The organism is Rahnella sp. NRRL B-41462 (assembly GCF_003263525.1).
Classification (GTDB): Bacteria; Pseudomonadota; Gammaproteobacteria; order Enterobacterales; family Enterobacteriaceae; genus Rahnella; species Rahnella aceris.
In genome coordinates, this window is the sequence record NZ_JYDF01000057.1 from 23,301 (window position 1) to 39,132 (window position 15,832).

Sequence of the window (15,832 nt, forward strand, 5' to 3'; positions counted from 1 at the left end):
ACGTTAAGCCTTAATAGCAGGTTTAACGATCAGGTTGCCACCGGTAGCACCCGGAACAGCACCCTTGACCAGCAGCAGGTTGCGCTCAGCGTCAACACGTACTACGTCCAGGCTTTGAACGGTTACACGCTCGTTACCCAGTTGGCCTGCCATTTTCTTGCCTTTGAACACTTTGCCCGGAGTCTGGTTCTGACCGATAGAACCCGGAACACGGTGAGACAAGGAGTTACCATGGGTAGCGTCTTGGGTACGGAAATTCCAGCGCTTAACTGTGCCAGCAAAACCTTTACCTTTAGAAGTACCGGTAACATCAACTTTCTTAACGTCTGCGAAAATTTCAACGCTAATGTTCTGACCTGCAGTGAACTCTTCACCTTCTGCAAGGCGGAATTCCCACAGACCGCGGCCAGCTTCTACGCCAGCTTTAGCGAAGTGACCCGCTTCTGGTTTGGTTACACGGTTAGCTTTTTTGCTACCAGTAGTAACCTGCACAGCGCGGTAACCGTCGTTGTCCAGGTCTTTGACCTGAGTAACGCGGTTTGCTTCAATTTCGATAACGGTTACAGGGATAGAAACGCCATCTTCAGTGAAGATACGAGTCATACCCACTTTCTTACCGACTAAACCAATCATTGTTTCAACCTCTCAATCGCTCAATGACCCTGATTAACCCAGGCTGATCTGCACGTCTACACCAGCAGCCAGATCCAGACGCATCAGAGCATCAACGGTTTTCTCGGTTGGCTCAACGATGTCAACCAGACGCTTGTGAGTGCGAATTTCATACTGATCGCGCGCATCTTTATTGACGTGCGGAGAAATCAGGATGGTAAAGCGCTCTTTGCGGGTCGGCAGCGGGATTGGACCACGAACTTGCGCACCAGTGCGCTTCGCAGTCTCAACGATTTCCGCAGTTGATTGATCGATCAGACGATGATCAAACGCTTTCAGGCGGATACGGATTCTTTGGTTCTGCATGAGACCAGAGCTCCAATTATTTTAAACGTAAATGATTACTCCTCAAACCCATTTCGATTGATGGGAGAGTGTAATCGTTCTTCACATAACCCCCATATCGGGAGTATTGTTGACCGGCAAGTAAACTTATCGGCCATCTGATTCTCATTGAATCAGGCCTACCAAGATTAGGTAAGCCCGCGCATTATACTTAAACACCAGTAAGAAGCAATCCGAACTACAAAAAAAAATGCTTTTATTTTGCGCTCTTCTCTTCTTGTTGCTGTTCCAACATCGCTTTTTCCAACCACTCTTGTAATGGTATATCCGGGCTTCCCTCATCTAACTTCATGATTTGACTTTCATCGCTTTCGCCTGTCGGCGCCTCTTCCGGAGCCTCATTTTCCATAGATGAAGTATCTTCCAGCAGTTGTTCATCAGCATTTGTATCGTCATCACTATCGGCCGACTGACTAACAGCAGGCATCGCTTTGTCCTGATAGATGTAATGTAAGGGGGATTGCTTATAAGGAAGACGGGATTCTTCACTGACACCTATCCGGTAACTCTGCCAGTTAAGATAACTTATATGAAGATAAGCCCCTGCCATCGCACCAGCCAACAAGCATAGGCAACCTAATCCCAGAGAATAAAGGCTTTTTCTGAGCGGGCGATGCACTACCACCTTCACTTTTTGTTTGTTTAAATGGCTTGTGTAAGCCGATAAATGAATGTTTTGCATTTTAACCTAGAGCTCTTCTTCTGTAAGCAGCACGGGCATGTTGCCGGTACGTTTAGCGATTTGCATCAGTGTGCCCTTACCTACCCTTCCATCAACAATAAGACCTTCCCGTTGTTGGAATAATTTAACCTTCCTGATCAAATCTTTGTCCCACTGACCCGTTTTACCGAATGGCAGGTTCAGGATTTTGCTCAGTGTCATATCTAACCAAGCGGTGTCAGCTTCAGGGCTTGTATTGTTGATGGCGTTTTTACCGCTCGGAGTCTGCGGAAATAGCTGGATATATTCGCCACCCCAAACTTCGTTAAACCAGCTGCGCTGAACCGTCCACGTCTCATCTTTAATAAGAATATCTAACTCCTCATCAGTGACCTTCACAACGGTAGCGTACACGGTCTGTTTATCTGCTGTAATCGGACTTAACCAGGGAATTCCGTCCTGGACTAAGGTCTCTAAGGTTGCCTTACCCTTTTTACAGGTGAGCTGTGCACGGACGGCCTGATCACAGAACGCATCATTAGTTGGCACGTCATAACCCCACACCTGAAAGAGCTGACGCATTCCGTTACGCTCGTTACTTCCAACATCACTCAGTTTTTTGGCCGCAGCAGGGATTTCATGCAGCCTTTCGGAAAACGTCGCCAACAGCGGCAGGTATGGCTTTACATAACCTAAATAAGTCCATCCCAAAACACTGCCCAAAAGCATGTAACACGCAATGAGAAACGTGAGACATTTCCTTTTGCCAAGCGTCAGTCCTCGGGCTTCGAGGCAGACTTTCATTTGCCGATAAGTGACTGACTGTGTTTTTTCTGCATATGCGCTGTTAAGTGAATCTGTTGCCAGTTCATTAATAAGCCGAAACCGCCCACCAGCAGCACTGTGCAACAATTTGACGAGTGGTTTGTTAAAAAGGGTTGGCTCCCCTCCGGCTGATTGCATCCTTTGGGACAGATAGTCCGAGGTTTCTGCGAGACTCATTGGAGACAGAGAGTAAACCGCATGTGGTAGCCCCATCTTATGGTGCCTGCCGCGGCCTTTACTCCCCTTATGTTCTTCTACTAGCAGGAATGAGACACGCAGAGATTGCGGATAAGTTTTGAATGTACGTAAAAACTCATAACTTTCTGGCGTGAGGTTTTCAGCATTATCGATCACGACCAACCAGGGCTCTGTGGGGTCCTCATTGTGGACAAAGGATTCTGCAATTCGCATAGTGAGAATCGAGGCTGGTAATGTTTGCCATTTCTTTAAATGAAAACAAAAGGCTAGTAATTGTCCAAGGCTTTCACTGTCTGCGCCATTCAAAGACGCTGCACTTAAATTCAATACCCGGCATTGACTTTTTCTGGCAATCTCGTGCGCCAGTCGCGTTTTACCAACACCTTTGTTACCATCGATTATCGCGATACCTCCCTGATTCAACTTCTGCAGAATAAAATCCTGAGCGGCCAACAAACGTATATTATTGAAATAATTACCTTCCAAAAAGGGAAGCGTGACAAAATTAAAGTAATCGCGGTACATACCGATACCCATAACCATTTATACATTCAATGAATGTTTTTAAATAAAAAACCGAAAGAGGAATAAATCTGAAAATCAAGAAACACAACCTCATTCGTATTGAACATGTATTAATGTGAATCAATGTTTTTCTGCGTATAATATAGCCTAATAAGTAACCCACTGGAATAACGAAAGCACAAGGGAATGATCCAATACATGTATGCCATCTGGAATAAAGGGCATCGGCCAAATATATCATTGAAGACAGGAATACTTATTGTCATTACATTCATACTCACAATGATTTGTTGCTCAACAATCGCTTTTACTGTGCTAAATAGCAGGGAAAGTTTTGGGTTCCTGCCCAAGACCTCCACCGACGCCAAAATTTTTATCAATATACCCGGCACACTATTTGAAAAACGCAGAAATGCAGTGATTAAAGAGGTAACTCGATCACCAGCGACTAGCGTTAAGCTTCCCTTATTCCTTAAGGGAGTTCTGACAAGTACTGACAGTCGGCGCTCACTGGCTATTCTTCAAGGACCGACGGGTCAGCATAGTTACCGTGAAGGTGAAAAGCTTGCTGATGTGGAAAACGCTTACTTGCAGTCAGTAAAACCAGACGAAGTTTTAATACGCACCCCCAAGGGAACAGCGATTTTATACCTCAGTGATAAAGCTCAGGATAATAAACGCCCAGAACCACAAAAACAGAGGGCAAACAAAGAACACGCAAAATACTTAATGCATTATTTAGTTGCCAACCCCGTATATAAAGATGAGAAACTTACAGGTTATAGATTCAATCCCAAAACGAGCCGCAATGTTTATCTTAGAGCGGGACTTATTCCAGGCGAGTTCGTCATCAAAATAAATGGGCAATCTCTCGACGACACTGCAACAGCAGATAAATACATTGAACAACTGGCAAGCCTGAGGGATGTACAACTTACCGTTCTGAGAGAAAATCAACTTCAGAATATCTATATAAATCTAGCCACTATCGAAACATCGTTGGATACAGAAAGTCATGAAGAAGTTCATTAACTCTCTCCTAGTAAAGGCATGCATATTATTTGCCACCCTTCCAGGGATTGTACACGCGGAAGAGTTTACTGCGAGCTTTAAAGGCACGGATATTAAAGAGTTTATTGATACGGTAAGTAAAAATCTGAATAAAACTATCCTTATCGATCCCTCCGTGCAGGGAACTGTTTCTGTCAGAAGTTATGATGTTTTGAATGAAGAACAATACTATCAATTTTTTCTCAGCGTGCTGGATGTCTATGGTTTTGCTGTGATCCCCATGGACAACGGGCTACTGAAGGTCGTGCGTTCAGCGAATGCCAAAATGTCTGGCGTGCCCGTTGCAGACAAAAACAACCCCGGCAAGGGAGATGAAATTATCACCCGCGTCGTAACGCTTCTTAATGTGCCGGTCAGAGAGTTAGCACCTTTGCTTCGCCAGATGAATGACAGTACCGGAGTAGGGAATGTTGTTCATTACGAACCCTCCAATGTTTTGCTTCTGACGGGCCGGGCATCGGTGGTCAACCGGCTTATTAAGCTTGTCGAACGCGTTGACGCGATGGGTGACCAGCAAAGGCAAACCATTAAACTAAAATATGCTTCTGCCCCGGAAATGGCTGAGATGATGAACAACCTGGTTCGCGAGGAATCTAAAGGACAATCATCGTCCATATTACAAGCCAAAATCGTCGCGGATGAGAGAACCAATACCCTAATCATCAGCGGGCCAGAAGGTGTGCGCAGCCGCGCAGCAAAACTGGTTAGTCAGCTTGATAAAGACCAGTCATCTCAGGGCAATACGCGTGTTTTCTATCTGAAATATGCCAAAGCGGAAAAAATCGTTCCCGTACTTACTGGCATCACAGAAGAGATGAAAGAAGGCAAAACAGCTCAGCCTTCCGGCGCGTCTAACAAGCCGATGAGCATCACTGCAGATGAACAAACAAACTCCATCGTCATTACTGCACAGCAGGATGTGATGCAGTCACTCGAACAGGTCATCACCAAGCTCGATATCCGCCGTGCACAGGTGTTAGTCGAAGCCATTATTGTCGAAGTACAGGATGGCAACGGGCTTAATCTGGGTATCCAGTGGAGCAACAACCAGGTTGGTGGAACACAATTTACCGGAACCGGCGCGCCAATATCGACCGTTGCGGCCGGAGTTCGCCAGTACAAAAAAGAGGGCATTATCAGCAGCGATAATCCTCTGAGCAGCACTTTGCAGACCTTCAATGGCATGACCGCAGGCTTCTTTAGCGGTGACTGGAATGTCTTACTCACTGCGTTATCCACCAGTAATAAAAACGATATTCTTGCCACCCCAAGCATTGTCACTCTCGATAATAAAGAAGCCTCATTCAACGTCGGTCAGGAAGTCCCCTCCCTGTCCGGCTCACAAACTACATCTGGCGATAACATTTATAGCAGCGTGGTTTACAAAACCGTCGGCACAAAATTAAAAGTCACTCCGCAGATCAATGAAGGTGACTCTGTGCTGATGGAAATCGAACAGGAAGTTTCCAGCGTTGATACTTCAACTAACTCTAGTCTTGGTCCGACCTTCAATACCCGCACCATTTCCAATGCCGTGCTGGTTCGTACGGGTGAAACTGTAGTCCTGGGCGGTTTGCTGGATGACAGTACCAAAGAAACCAAATCCAAAGTTCCTCTGTTGGGTGATATTCCGTGGATAGGCAATTTGTTCCGCTATACCAGCACTGAATCAGCAAAACGTAATCTGATGGTGTTTATCAGGCCGACCATTATTCGTGATGATGAGGTTTACTCTTCCATTTCCAATAAGAAATATTCGCACTTTCAAAAAATTCAAAAAACGCGTCAGGATGAGGACCATCAGGATCTGCTCACGCCAAATACCCGTTCTATTTTGCCTGACTATCCTGGGAACAATGTGCCAAAAGCATCCATATCCACCACGCCTGATGACGGCAAACCTCGTAATCCGTTTAGTGGATAAGCCATGAACAGTGATAACGAAGTGCTATATAGACCCGTTGTGGAACAAGCCTCCCCTGTTCTGCCTTATACCTACGCCAAACAAAAAGGCGTAACGCTGCTTGATAACGTACTTTTTTGCCGACAGGACATTTCAGCGGAAACACTGCTCGAAGTACGTCGGATCATGGGTGAAATAACGGCGGTCGAAATAGTGGAAACGACATTGTTCGATGAAAAGTTATCAGCAACCTACCAGCGTAGCAGCGGCGAGTCACAACAAATCATTGATGATATCGATAACGAGGTCGATCTTCTGTCTTTGTCTGAGGAATTACCTGATAACGAAGACTTACTGGCCAGTGATGAAAATTCGCCGATCATCCGTCTGATTAATGCGGTGCTTTCTGAAGCAGTCAAAGAGGGTGCTTCGGATATCCATATCGAAACCTTCGAACGCATGCTCAGTATCCGGTTTCGTATCGATGGCGTCTTACGGCAAATCCTGCAACCGGCTCGCAAGCTGGCACCGTTCTTGGTATCGCGCATCAAGGTGATGGCGAAACTGGATATCGCTGAAAAACGTTTACCTCAGGATGGTCGCATTTCGTTACGTATCGGTCACCGGGCGATTGATATCCGCGTATCGACCATTCCAGCTCAATATGGTGAGCGTGTGGTGATGCGCCTTTTGGATAAAAATAATTTATGTCTTGAGATTCCACAACTTGGTCTGTCTCCACAGGACGAACAACAGCTATCGGCATTAATCCGTAAACCTCACGGGATCATTCTGGTCACCGGGCCGACCGGTTCAGGTAAAAGCACGACTCTGTACGCAGTTCTTTCTGCACTCAACAATAACGAGCGTAACATTCTTACTGTCGAAGACCCGATTGAGTATGAACTGGAGGGCGTGGGGCAAACGCAAGTTAACCCCCGTGTAGAAATGACATTTGCGCTCGGTTTGCGGGCGATTTTGCGTCAGGACCCGGATGTAGTCATGGTCGGTGAGATCCGCGACAATGAAACAGCTCAAATCGCGGTGCAGGCTTCACTGACCGGCCATCTGGTGATGTCAACATTGCATACAAATAGTGCCGTCGGTGCCATTACCCGTTTACGGGATATGGGTCTGGAGCCCTTCCTTCTCGCCTCCTCATTATTAGGCGTGGTGGCTCAGCGACTCGTGCGACGCCTTTGCCCGCATTGTACCCGACAGTCCCCGTTAGATGTGTCTCACATTCCTTTATTCCACTTTCTGCCTGAACCACCAGCCACTGTTTTTAAAGCCGTCGGATGTTCTCAATGCCATTTCACGGGCTATAAAGGCAGGGCGGCTATCCACGAATGCATGGTTGTTGATAACGCTATACGTCAGGCTATTCATGAGAATCAGGATGAATTTTCCATTGAGAACATTCATCGCAAAACTGCCCGAAGCTTGCGGGAAAATGGACTGCTTAAAACCATTAGCGGCGAGACTACGCTGGAAGAAGTGATCAGAGTTACTGCCGAACAAGAGATAGCGACACGGGGAACACCCTCATGAGCCGCTTCGCCTTTCATGCAATCACCCCGACGGGCAAGACGCAGCGAGGAGTAATTGATGCCGATTCTCTCCGCCTGGCGCGCCAGATTGTCCGCGAGCGGGGTTTAACGCTTCTTGAAATAAAGCAGGTGGGCAACTCGCTGACAACTCTAAATAGTAAAAATAAAGGATTGAAAACGCGTGTCCCTTCACATGCCATTTCACTATTCTCACGTCAGCTCGCCACATTAACCAATGCAGCCCTGCCCGTAGAAGCCGCACTTGCCGTTATTGCCCGCCAAACCGAGCACGCCGGACTCACGCAAGTGCTGACCGCTGTGCGTAACAAAGTGGTGGAGGGACATACGCTAGCCGATGCATTATCTGATTTTCCTCGCCTATTTGATCCGATGTTCAGAACACTGGTCACGGCAGGTGAACGAACCGGACAACTCGGCACCGTACTGGAAAAAATGGCGGATTATTATGAAATCCGCCAGCAAATCAAAAGCAAGTTGTCGCAAGCCATGATTTACCCGGCCATGCTCACCATCATTGCCATTCTAGTGATTGTTATTTTGCTGGTTGCCGTCGTCCCGCAAATCATTGAACAGTTTGTGCATATGAAACATACGCTGCCCATCTCCACCCGTATTTTAATTGGCGTCAGTGGTTTCCTGGAACGTACATGGTGGGTGATTGCCATAGTGGTTATCGCTTTCATCGCTACCTTCAGGCTGGCTCTGCGCCGTAAGCATAATCTTATGCGTTTTCATACGGCGTTGCTCGGTGTTGTCGTTTTAGGGCCACTGATCAGGGCCATCAATAGTGCCCGATATGCCCGGACTCTCAGTATCTTGCAATCGAGCGGCGTTCCTTTACTTGATGCGATGAAAATCTCAACAGAAGGGATAACTAACCGCCGGATCCATTATTTACTTACCCAAGCGGCAGAACATGTTCGTCAGGGCAGCTCACTCTTTGCTGTTCTGGAACAAACCCGCCTCTTCCCACCCATGATGCTCTACATGATTGCTTCCGGTGAACAAAGCGGGCGTCTTGGCGAGCTTATGGCACACGCGGCTGACAATCAGGACAAGCTGATGCAACACCGGCTTTCAATGGTATTGGCGCTATTTGAACCACTGCTGATTGTCACTATGGCCAGTATTGTTTTATTCATCATCATGTCGATTTTACAACCGATTCTCCAGCTTAATAATCTGGTCAGTTAAAGGTATCATTCCATGTTAAACATTCAAAAAAATCAGTACATTGGCACTCAGAAGCAACAAGGCTTTACATTAATCGAACTGATGGTGGTTATCGTCATTCTCGGGGTGCTGGCAGCGCTCGTTGTTCCTAATGTAATGGGCAACAAAGAACGGGCAGATACCCAAAAAGCCGTCAGCGATATTGTCGCCCTCGAGAACGCCCTCGACATGTATAAGCTGGATAACCATCGCTATCCAACAACCGAACAAACGCTTGAAGCCCTTGTAACCCTGCCCACGATCAACCCGCTACCTGCAAATTATCGTAACGATGGATACATAAAGCGTTTGCCCGCCGATCCCTGGGGCAACGAATACATGTTGGTCAGTCCAGGTGAACATGGGGCTATCGATGTCTTTTCTGCCGGGCCTGACAGTGAGCCCAACACCGCAGATGACATAAAGAACTGGGTTGAGAAGGATCACTAACCTTGTCCGCGGTCAAACAATCCGGCTTTACGCTGCTGGAAATACTGATGGTAATGGCCATTTTCGCCATTGCTGCAGGGGTTGTGGTCATGGTTTTACCGTCTGACAACTCACAAATCCAACGCGCTGAGCAAATGAAAACAGTGATGGAATATGCTGCTGAGCGCGCAGTGCTGGAAGGAAAACCGCTCGGGCTTTCCTTAACGGCCGGCGCTTATCGGTTTGTGATTTTAGGTGGCACGCTAACGTTGATTCCACTAACACGTGAGCCTCAGTGGCAAGAAATTGAATCTTCCCGCATGCCTGTCAGCGGTGAATTTGCGGAAAATGAAACCCTTTCGCTCAGCCCTTTAGCCCTCAATAAATCTATCAACCGCCCACCACAGATTGTTTTTATGCCCGACGGAACACTTTCAGTCTTTGAACTCAGTTTTTCTTCCTCTGCATCTGAACCGGCCTGTTGCAGCATCATTTCTGAAGGACGACTGCCACTGATCTTCAATGTCAGAAGGTCTGGAAAATAATGCGTATATCTTCAACGTGTAGTGTTAAAAATCAGCAAGGTATGACTCTGATTGAAGTAATCATTGCCCTCGGCATCTTCGCCACGGCGGCTCTGGCATTACTGAATAGCCTGAGTTCGCAAATGAGCGCAGTAGATCATTTTCGAACTTCTCTCTTTGCCAGCTGGGTTGCTGAAAATACGCTGATAGAAACACAGATCAAAGCGGAAAAAAAAGAAAAAAGACGAGTAACGCTAGCCGGGCAGGAATGGTTTGTTGAACAGCAACATACCCTTGATAGAGAGAACAACATTAGCCAGAACCAGGTACGCGTTCTTCAGATTGAAGATGCCCATTCGCCGATCCTTTCGGTGAGCCGCTGGACTCAGATAATGGCAGAGAAGCCATGAGCTGCCAGCAGCCAGCCAAACAACAAGGTTTCACGCTGATAGAAGTCATGATTGCGATGACGATATTTGCGCTTCTCAGCCTGCTGGCCTATCAGATCCTTTCCGCATCAGTTAAAAACAGTGAAATAGCACAAGAACACACGGCAAGACTGACCGTAATTCAGACTACATTTTCTTTGCTGGAACGGGATCTGATCCAGATATTGCCACGGCAAACCGATGTGGCAGGAGCTCTTTTATCAGCCTCTGAGACATCATTAAGTTTTACAACCATTGGCAGTTATTCTGCATCAGCCCCCTTGTCTGCCAGTGATCTTACACGGGTTACCTGGACATTTACCGATCACACACTGACGCGCAGCGCACAATCTCTTCCGTCCCAGCCACTGACTGATTCATCAGCGATAACGCCCTTTACCCTGCTGACAGGCGTAAGTTCTTTGCATTGGCGATTCTATTCCGGCGGCTGGACCAACAGCTGGAGCAAAACGGATTCTTTTCCAAAAGTCATCGAACTCATTGTCACGCTGGAAGATATGGGTGAAATACGCCGGTTATTCCTCCTGCCCCAAATAATTGAGGAGACGAAGGCAGAGTCAGTTGATAAGCCGTCTGAGCAAGCAAGTTCTGAATCCGCAGCTCCGATACCCTTAAACGGGGAGAACACCACCGATGAGTAAGCAACAAGGTGTGGCGCTACTGATCGTCTTAATGATCCTTGCCATCATGGCTGCATTAGCGGCAAAAATGACGCTGCAATTTCAGGTCAGCCAGCACCGCCAAAGTTGGTTACTCAATCAACAGCAATTACGCTGGCTAACCTTTGCCGCTGAAGAAATCGCCCTGCCGAGACTGAAAAAAGAACTTACCGAAAACCCTGTTCAAAACAACCTCGTTCAGTTTGCCGTTCAGCAAGGCCACTTCACCGGCCAGGATGGATTTTCAGTGGACTATATTATTGCTGATGGACAAAACTGTTTTAACATTAACAGCCTGCGTAATAACGAGCCTGACACGACGATAGAGGGTGAACCATACAATACGCAGGTACTGAAACAACTTCTTCTCGATGCGCAGGCAACATCCGTTGAAACCGAGCGGTTCGCTGATACCCTCAGCGATTATCTTGATGCCGATAACGAGACCCGAACATCCGGTGCGGAATCCGAGTATTACGAAACGCTGATACCGCCCCGTGCTGCAGCTAATCAACGTCTTTTTTCCCTGAATGAGCTGGCGCTGCTGCCCGACCTCCCTCTTCTGCCACTCAAAAAAATCCGACATCAGCTTTGCACTCTCCCCGAAGAGTTTCAGCAAATTAATGTGAATATGCTGACCGAAGAACAGGCTCCTCTGTTAAGCGCCTTATTTCTTGGCGGTATTAATCAGGAGGATGCAATCAGATTAATTTCAGCGCGACCGCGCAGAGGCTGGGTTTCTGTTGACGCTTTTCTGAAAGAGGTGAAGAAACAGCGTTTTAGTCTGGAAATCCAAAGCAGCGAATTAAAACCGCTGCTGACGGTACGCAGCCAATACTTCGTCCTCTATACGCTAGGCCGGTTTGAAGAACAGCAAAATGCTATGAGCAGTTTTGTGCAATTCAATCCACAGGATTCAAAAATCAAAATTTATCAACGTCGCTATCGGGTAATTGAGTAAATGGAACAACTTCATCTGGCCAACAGGCTGTTTATCAGGGCTGGTACTACGCCAGAGCACTCACTCTATTGGTTCACGGATAAGGCAGAATGTGACAACGATATCCATTGCCTGCCGGATACCGAACATTTATCAGAACTCGCCACACAACCTGCGGCACGTAATGTTTGTCTGTTCATCCCGGCCAGTGAAATAGTTTTCCGTCAGATCGCTCTGCCTCAACACGCAAACAAAATTACTCGCCAGATGATTGGCCATCTTACTGAAGAAAGTATTGCCAGCGATGTCGATACGTTGCATTGGGTTGAGCTTTATCGAGAAAAACAGACACTCTTTGTGGCGGGTATTGAATCAGATTATTTAAGAAACTGGCTTCGGCTATTTAGCGATGCAGGGCTGACAATAAGGCACATTTATATTGATGCCTTGCTGCTGCCCAGGCATGAAGAAGGCTGGTCGATAATGAAGCTTGATAAGCAGTGGCTCCTTCGACAGTCGGAATATTCAGGCTGCCAGGTTGAGCAGGTATTACTCGATACCCTACTTAAAATCGCAACGCCGGAGACATTACATTACTACGGAGATGAGAAATCGATTTCTGCTGGCTGGGTGCGCGCTGATCTGCCTTTTCATCCCCTGATTATGATGAAGAATAACTGTCCGTCAGCAGTGAATCTGCTGCAGGGCGAGTTCGCCGTGCGTAAAGAAGAATCCGTCTGGGAACGTCATCTGCTACGGGTGGCAACCAGCATGGCGATACTCACGGTGCTAGTGATTATCGGCGCCAAACTTTTCACCTGGTGGCAGATTTCTCAGCAAGAATCATTACTGAAAAAAGAGATGCTTGCACTTCATCAAACCTGGTTTCCGCAGGACAAACACACCCGTAATCTGAAGTTCTATTTTGAACAAAATATGAAAAAAGTACCCATGGCTTTTCTTCCTGCACTGGCAAAACTCACGACTTATCAGGGGCAGAGCCCGCAAATTGACATAGATAAATTAGATTTTCAGCAAGAGACGAAACAGTTCACTCTGCAGATTACTACGGGTGACCGGGCGGCGATTGATGATTTCGTCGAACGGACCGAAAGCGATTTTCACTTTGCCATTTCTAAGTTAGCCACGTCATCAGCGGGTATCACCGCCACGCTAACTCAGCGGAGTAAATCATGAAACAGTGGCTGATGCTTAAAAATGAACGGGAAAGATGGCTGATACTGGTTGCCGCTTTTCTGTTGGCAGTAACTTGCATCTGGTACGGTATTTTAACCCCGCTCAACAACCGGATCGCCCAATCCCGTGCACGGGTCAACACACAACATCACCAGCTTGAATGGATGATTCAGCAAACCCAGCGTCTCGGGGCACCTTCCGGACTGCGAGTTAAGACAGAAAAGCTGACGGAAGCTATTAACACCTCAGCGGCAGGTTTATCCCTGCAACTTCCTAAGACTACTCAGAATGAGCGGGGAGTCGCCCTAAGCTTTGAGCAGATCCCTTACACCACCCTTTTACGCTGGCTTGAAATTCTCAATAAGGAATACGGTATTCAGGTCGTGGCCATCTCAATAGTGACAGGTAACGGACCAACAGGAAGCGTCAGTGTTCCTCAACTCACACTGCGTTAACGGGCAGATGTCATAACAAGGAAGATATTTAGCATGGACGGAGGATGGCAGCAATTGTCTTATATCACATCATTACCCGACGGGTTTTATCACACCTGCGTCGCTGTTTTGGGATTGCTGCTGGGCAGCTTTCTTAATGTCGTCGTTTATCGCTTGCCGCTGATGATTCAGAACGATGGTCAACTGACAGAGCATGGGTTTAATCTGAGCCTTCCGGCATCACACTGCCCCGCCTGTATACATCCGCTAAAATACTGGCAGAACATTCCGGTTTTGAGCTGGTTGTTGTTACGGGGGAAATGCCATTATTGCAAAACCACGATCTCTAAAAGGTACCCCCTTACAGAAGCAGGATGCGCCGCCATGTTTCTTGGTCTGTCGTTTCTGTTTACCACTCCCCTGAGTTTATTCAGTGCCTTATTACTGTTCTGGTTTCTTCTGGCATTAAGCCTGATTGATTTGGCAACTTACCTGCTTCCTGACCGACTGACACTGCCCTTGCTGTGGGCCGGGTTACTCGTCCACTCTCTGTACGGCAGCGTGACACTTCAGAATGCATTATATGGCGCGGTCGCAGGTTATCTGGCGTTGTGGTTTTTGTACTGGAGTGTCAAGTTAGTCAGCGGCAAAGAGGGAATGGGGTACGGGGATTTTAAACTCCTGGCAGCACTTGGCGCCTGGGTGGGCTGGCAGATGTTGCCATATCTGTGTATTCTCGCCGCGCTTGCGGGGATCGTTTTCACACTGGTAAGGGTAAGTATTTATAAAATGTCAGAGCAAACGCCTTTCGGACCCTGCCTGGCACTGGCTGGTGCGCTGATTTACATCAGCCAGGAGAGCAAAACAATCTGGCTGATGTTGAGTTAATACAGCAGAAATTACTGGGATTCTTCTTTCAGCTGAGACTGGATGTAGTTCTGAATGCCAATACGCCCGATGAGTTCCAGTTCGGTTTCCAGCCAGTCGATGTGATGCTCTTCATCCGCCAGGATATTAATCATTAAATCGCGGCTGACGTAATCGTGCACCGAGTCAGCATAAGCAATGCCTTCGCGTAAATCCTTCGCCCCTTCAAGTTCCAGCAGCAAATCAGATTTCAGCATTTCCTCAACATCTTCACCAATATTGAGTTTGCCGAGATCCTGCAGGTTAGGAAGCCCTTCCAGGAAGAGGATCCGCTCAATATAGATATCGGCATGTTTCATTTCATCAATGGATTCGTGATATTCGATACCGTTGAGACGCATCAGTCCCCAGTTTTTAAACATACGGGCATGCAAAAAGTACTGATTGATAGCAACCAGTTCATTTCCAAGAAGTTTATTGAGGTGTGCAATGACTTTTTTATCGCCTTTCATAGGTAACTCCTCCGTTCCGGTATCTAAAGCGTAGATCCGGTTCAGAGTAAGTCAAAAAAAAGGCACACTTTTTAACTAAGTATTTTTACGCGATGTTTTTGAAATCAGGAATTTGCTGTAATTCATCTTCCATTATTTGTCGTGCCGCACGAACACATTTGCCACATTGCGTTCCTACCGGAACAAAACTCCTCAACTGTTGGAACGTTTGCGGCTGGTAACGTCTGACTGCCTGTCTGATCGTTTTATCACTGACTGAATTGCACAAACACACGTACATATAAACCACGCTTCGCATAAATCTTGAACTAACTGTAAATGAGAATGGTTATTATTGCAAATGCAGTTTGAACGCTTTTGCACACAAATTTTAGGCAATAAAAAAGGGTGCCGAAGCACCCTTTTTTTGCTCTTAATTATCAGCGATTAAGCGATAACTTTAGCAACAACACCAGCACCTACAGTACGGCCGCCTTCACGGATTGCGAAACGCAGACCGTCATCCATCGCGATTGGGTGGATCAGGGTAACAACCATGTTCACGTTGTCACCAGGCATAACCATCTCAACGCCTTCTGGCAGTTCGATAGTACCGGTCACGTCAGTTGTACGGAAGTAGAACTGTGGACGGTAGCCTTTGAAGAATGGAGTATGACGACCACCTTCATCTTTGCTCAGGATGTACACTTCGGAATCAAACTTGGTGTGTGGTTTGATTGAACCTGGTTTAGCCAGAACCTGACCACGTTCGATATCTTCACGTTTGATACCACGCAGCAGAACACCAACGTTCTCACCAGCACGGCCTTCGTCCAGCAGTTTGCGGAACATTTCAACG

19 protein-coding genes and 1 pseudogene are annotated in these 15,832 nt (G+C 47.0%); 13 read left to right on the plus strand and 7 right to left on the minus strand.

What is annotated here, in order from left to right; genetic code table 11:
* Positions 1 to 3: 3 nt before the first annotated feature.
* The 4 genes from rplC to UC14_RS14860 form a co-directional block, all read right to left on the minus strand.
* On the minus strand, positions 4 to 633 hold the full coding sequence (rplC, locus tag UC14_RS14845) for a 50S ribosomal protein L3 (protein ID WP_112197970.1): 630 nt from the start codon (positions 631 to 633) through the stop codon (positions 4 to 6).
* Between the two features lie 33 nt (positions 634 to 666).
* The gene (gene rpsJ / locus UC14_RS14850) at positions 667 to 978 is read right to left on the minus strand and encodes a 30S ribosomal protein S10 (protein ID WP_009639175.1); all 312 of its coding nucleotides are present in this window, start codon (positions 976 to 978) and stop codon (positions 667 to 669) included.
* A 235-nt stretch (positions 979 to 1,213) separates the two neighbouring features.
* Complete coding sequence (locus tag UC14_RS14855; RefSeq protein ID WP_013573686.1) at positions 1,214 to 1,699, minus strand: hypothetical protein; 486 nt, start codon at positions 1,697 to 1,699, stop codon at positions 1,214 to 1,216.
* Positions 1,700 to 1,705: 6 nt separating this feature from the next.
* Positions 1,706 to 3,226, minus strand: a complete 1,521-nt coding sequence (locus UC14_RS14860; protein ID WP_112197971.1) for an ExeA family protein — start codon at positions 3,224 to 3,226, stop codon at positions 1,706 to 1,708.
* 198 nt (positions 3,227 to 3,424) lie between these two features.
* Between UC14_RS14860 and gspC the strand changes: the two genes are divergently transcribed.
* The 13 genes and pseudogenes from gspC (at position 3,425) to UC14_RS27365 (ending at position 14,503) form a co-directional block, all read left to right on the plus strand.
* Positions 3,425 to 4,258 carry a type II secretion system protein GspC gene (gene gspC, locus UC14_RS14865; RefSeq protein WP_013573684.1) on the plus strand — a complete coding sequence of 278 codons (834 nt, stop codon included), beginning with the start codon at positions 3,425 to 3,427 and terminating at the stop codon, positions 4,256 to 4,258.
* Positions 4,242 to 6,221 (plus strand): type II secretion system secretin GspD, encoded by a 1,980-nt coding sequence (gene gspD / locus UC14_RS14870; RefSeq protein ID WP_013573683.1) that lies wholly within the window; start codon positions 4,242 to 4,244, stop codon positions 6,219 to 6,221. Before gspC ends, gspD begins: the two co-directional genes overlap by 17 nt.
* A 3-nt stretch (positions 6,222 to 6,224) precedes the next feature.
* Positions 6,225 to 7,751: a type II secretion system ATPase GspE gene (gene gspE / locus UC14_RS14875; RefSeq protein WP_013573682.1), complete on the plus strand. Its 1,527-nt coding sequence runs from the start codon at positions 6,225 to 6,227 to the stop codon at positions 7,749 to 7,751.
* A complete protein-coding gene (gene gspF, locus UC14_RS14880; RefSeq protein ID WP_014411537.1) occupies positions 7,748 to 8,965 on the plus strand; it encodes a type II secretion system inner membrane protein GspF in 1,218 nt (405 codons plus the stop codon). Before gspE ends, gspF begins: the two co-directional genes overlap by 4 nt.
* A gap of 12 nt (positions 8,966 to 8,977) precedes the next feature.
* The gene (gene gspG / locus UC14_RS14885) at positions 8,978 to 9,433 is read left to right on the plus strand and encodes a type II secretion system major pseudopilin GspG (protein WP_013573680.1); all 456 of its coding nucleotides are present in this window, start codon (positions 8,978 to 8,980) and stop codon (positions 9,431 to 9,433) included.
* Between the two features lie 2 nt (positions 9,434 to 9,435).
* On the plus strand, positions 9,436 to 9,957 hold the full coding sequence (gene gspH, locus UC14_RS14890) for a type II secretion system minor pseudopilin GspH (protein ID WP_013573679.1): 522 nt from the start codon (positions 9,436 to 9,438) through the stop codon (positions 9,955 to 9,957).
* The gene (gspI, locus tag UC14_RS14895) at positions 9,957 to 10,346 is read left to right on the plus strand and encodes a type II secretion system minor pseudopilin GspI (protein WP_013573678.1); all 390 of its coding nucleotides are present in this window, start codon (positions 9,957 to 9,959) and stop codon (positions 10,344 to 10,346) included. Before gspH ends, gspI begins: the two co-directional genes overlap by 1 nt.
* Positions 10,343 to 11,026 carry a type II secretion system minor pseudopilin GspJ gene (gene gspJ, locus UC14_RS14900; RefSeq protein ID WP_013573677.1) on the plus strand — a complete coding sequence of 228 codons (684 nt, stop codon included), beginning with the start codon at positions 10,343 to 10,345 and terminating at the stop codon, positions 11,024 to 11,026. Before gspI ends, gspJ begins: the two co-directional genes overlap by 4 nt.
* The gene (gspK, locus tag UC14_RS14905; protein ID WP_112197972.1) at positions 11,019 to 12,005 is read left to right on the plus strand and encodes a type II secretion system minor pseudopilin GspK; all 987 of its coding nucleotides are present in this window, start codon (positions 11,019 to 11,021) and stop codon (positions 12,003 to 12,005) included. The genes gspJ and gspK overlap by 8 nt, the downstream gene beginning before the upstream one ends.
* Positions 12,006 to 13,181 (plus strand): type II secretion system protein GspL, encoded by a 1,176-nt coding sequence (gspL, locus tag UC14_RS14910; RefSeq protein ID WP_013573675.1) that lies wholly within the window; start codon positions 12,006 to 12,008, stop codon positions 13,179 to 13,181.
* Positions 13,178 to 13,636, plus strand: a complete 459-nt coding sequence (gene gspM / locus UC14_RS14915; RefSeq protein ID WP_112197973.1) for a type II secretion system protein GspM — start codon at positions 13,178 to 13,180, stop codon at positions 13,634 to 13,636. Before gspL ends, gspM begins: the two co-directional genes overlap by 4 nt.
* 162 nt (positions 13,637 to 13,798) lie before the next feature.
* Positions 13,799 to 13,957, plus strand: a pseudogene (locus UC14_RS27360) (prepilin peptidase); the annotation flags it as partial.
* A 42-nt stretch (positions 13,958 to 13,999) separates the two neighbouring features.
* Entirely contained in the window at positions 14,000 to 14,503 is a 504-nt protein-coding gene (locus UC14_RS27365) for an A24 family peptidase (protein WP_014411536.1), read from the plus strand.
* Between the two features lie 11 nt (positions 14,504 to 14,514).
* On the opposite strand, the gene bfr is transcribed toward UC14_RS27365, so the two are convergent.
* The 3 genes from bfr to UC14_RS14935 all read right to left on the minus strand — a co-directional run.
* Positions 14,515 to 14,994 (minus strand): bacterioferritin, encoded by a 480-nt coding sequence (gene bfr / locus UC14_RS14925; RefSeq protein ID WP_013573672.1) that lies wholly within the window; start codon positions 14,992 to 14,994, stop codon positions 14,515 to 14,517.
* Between the two features lie 85 nt (positions 14,995 to 15,079).
* Positions 15,080 to 15,274 (minus strand): bacterioferritin-associated ferredoxin, encoded by a 195-nt coding sequence (bfd, locus tag UC14_RS14930; RefSeq protein ID WP_112197974.1) that lies wholly within the window; start codon positions 15,272 to 15,274, stop codon positions 15,080 to 15,082.
* 146 nt (positions 15,275 to 15,420) lie between these two features.
* Positions 15,421 to 15,832, minus strand: a 412-nt coding sequence (locus UC14_RS14935) for an EF-Tu/IF-2/RF-3 family GTPase (RefSeq protein ID WP_370447472.1), incomplete at its 5' end; no start/stop codon positions are given.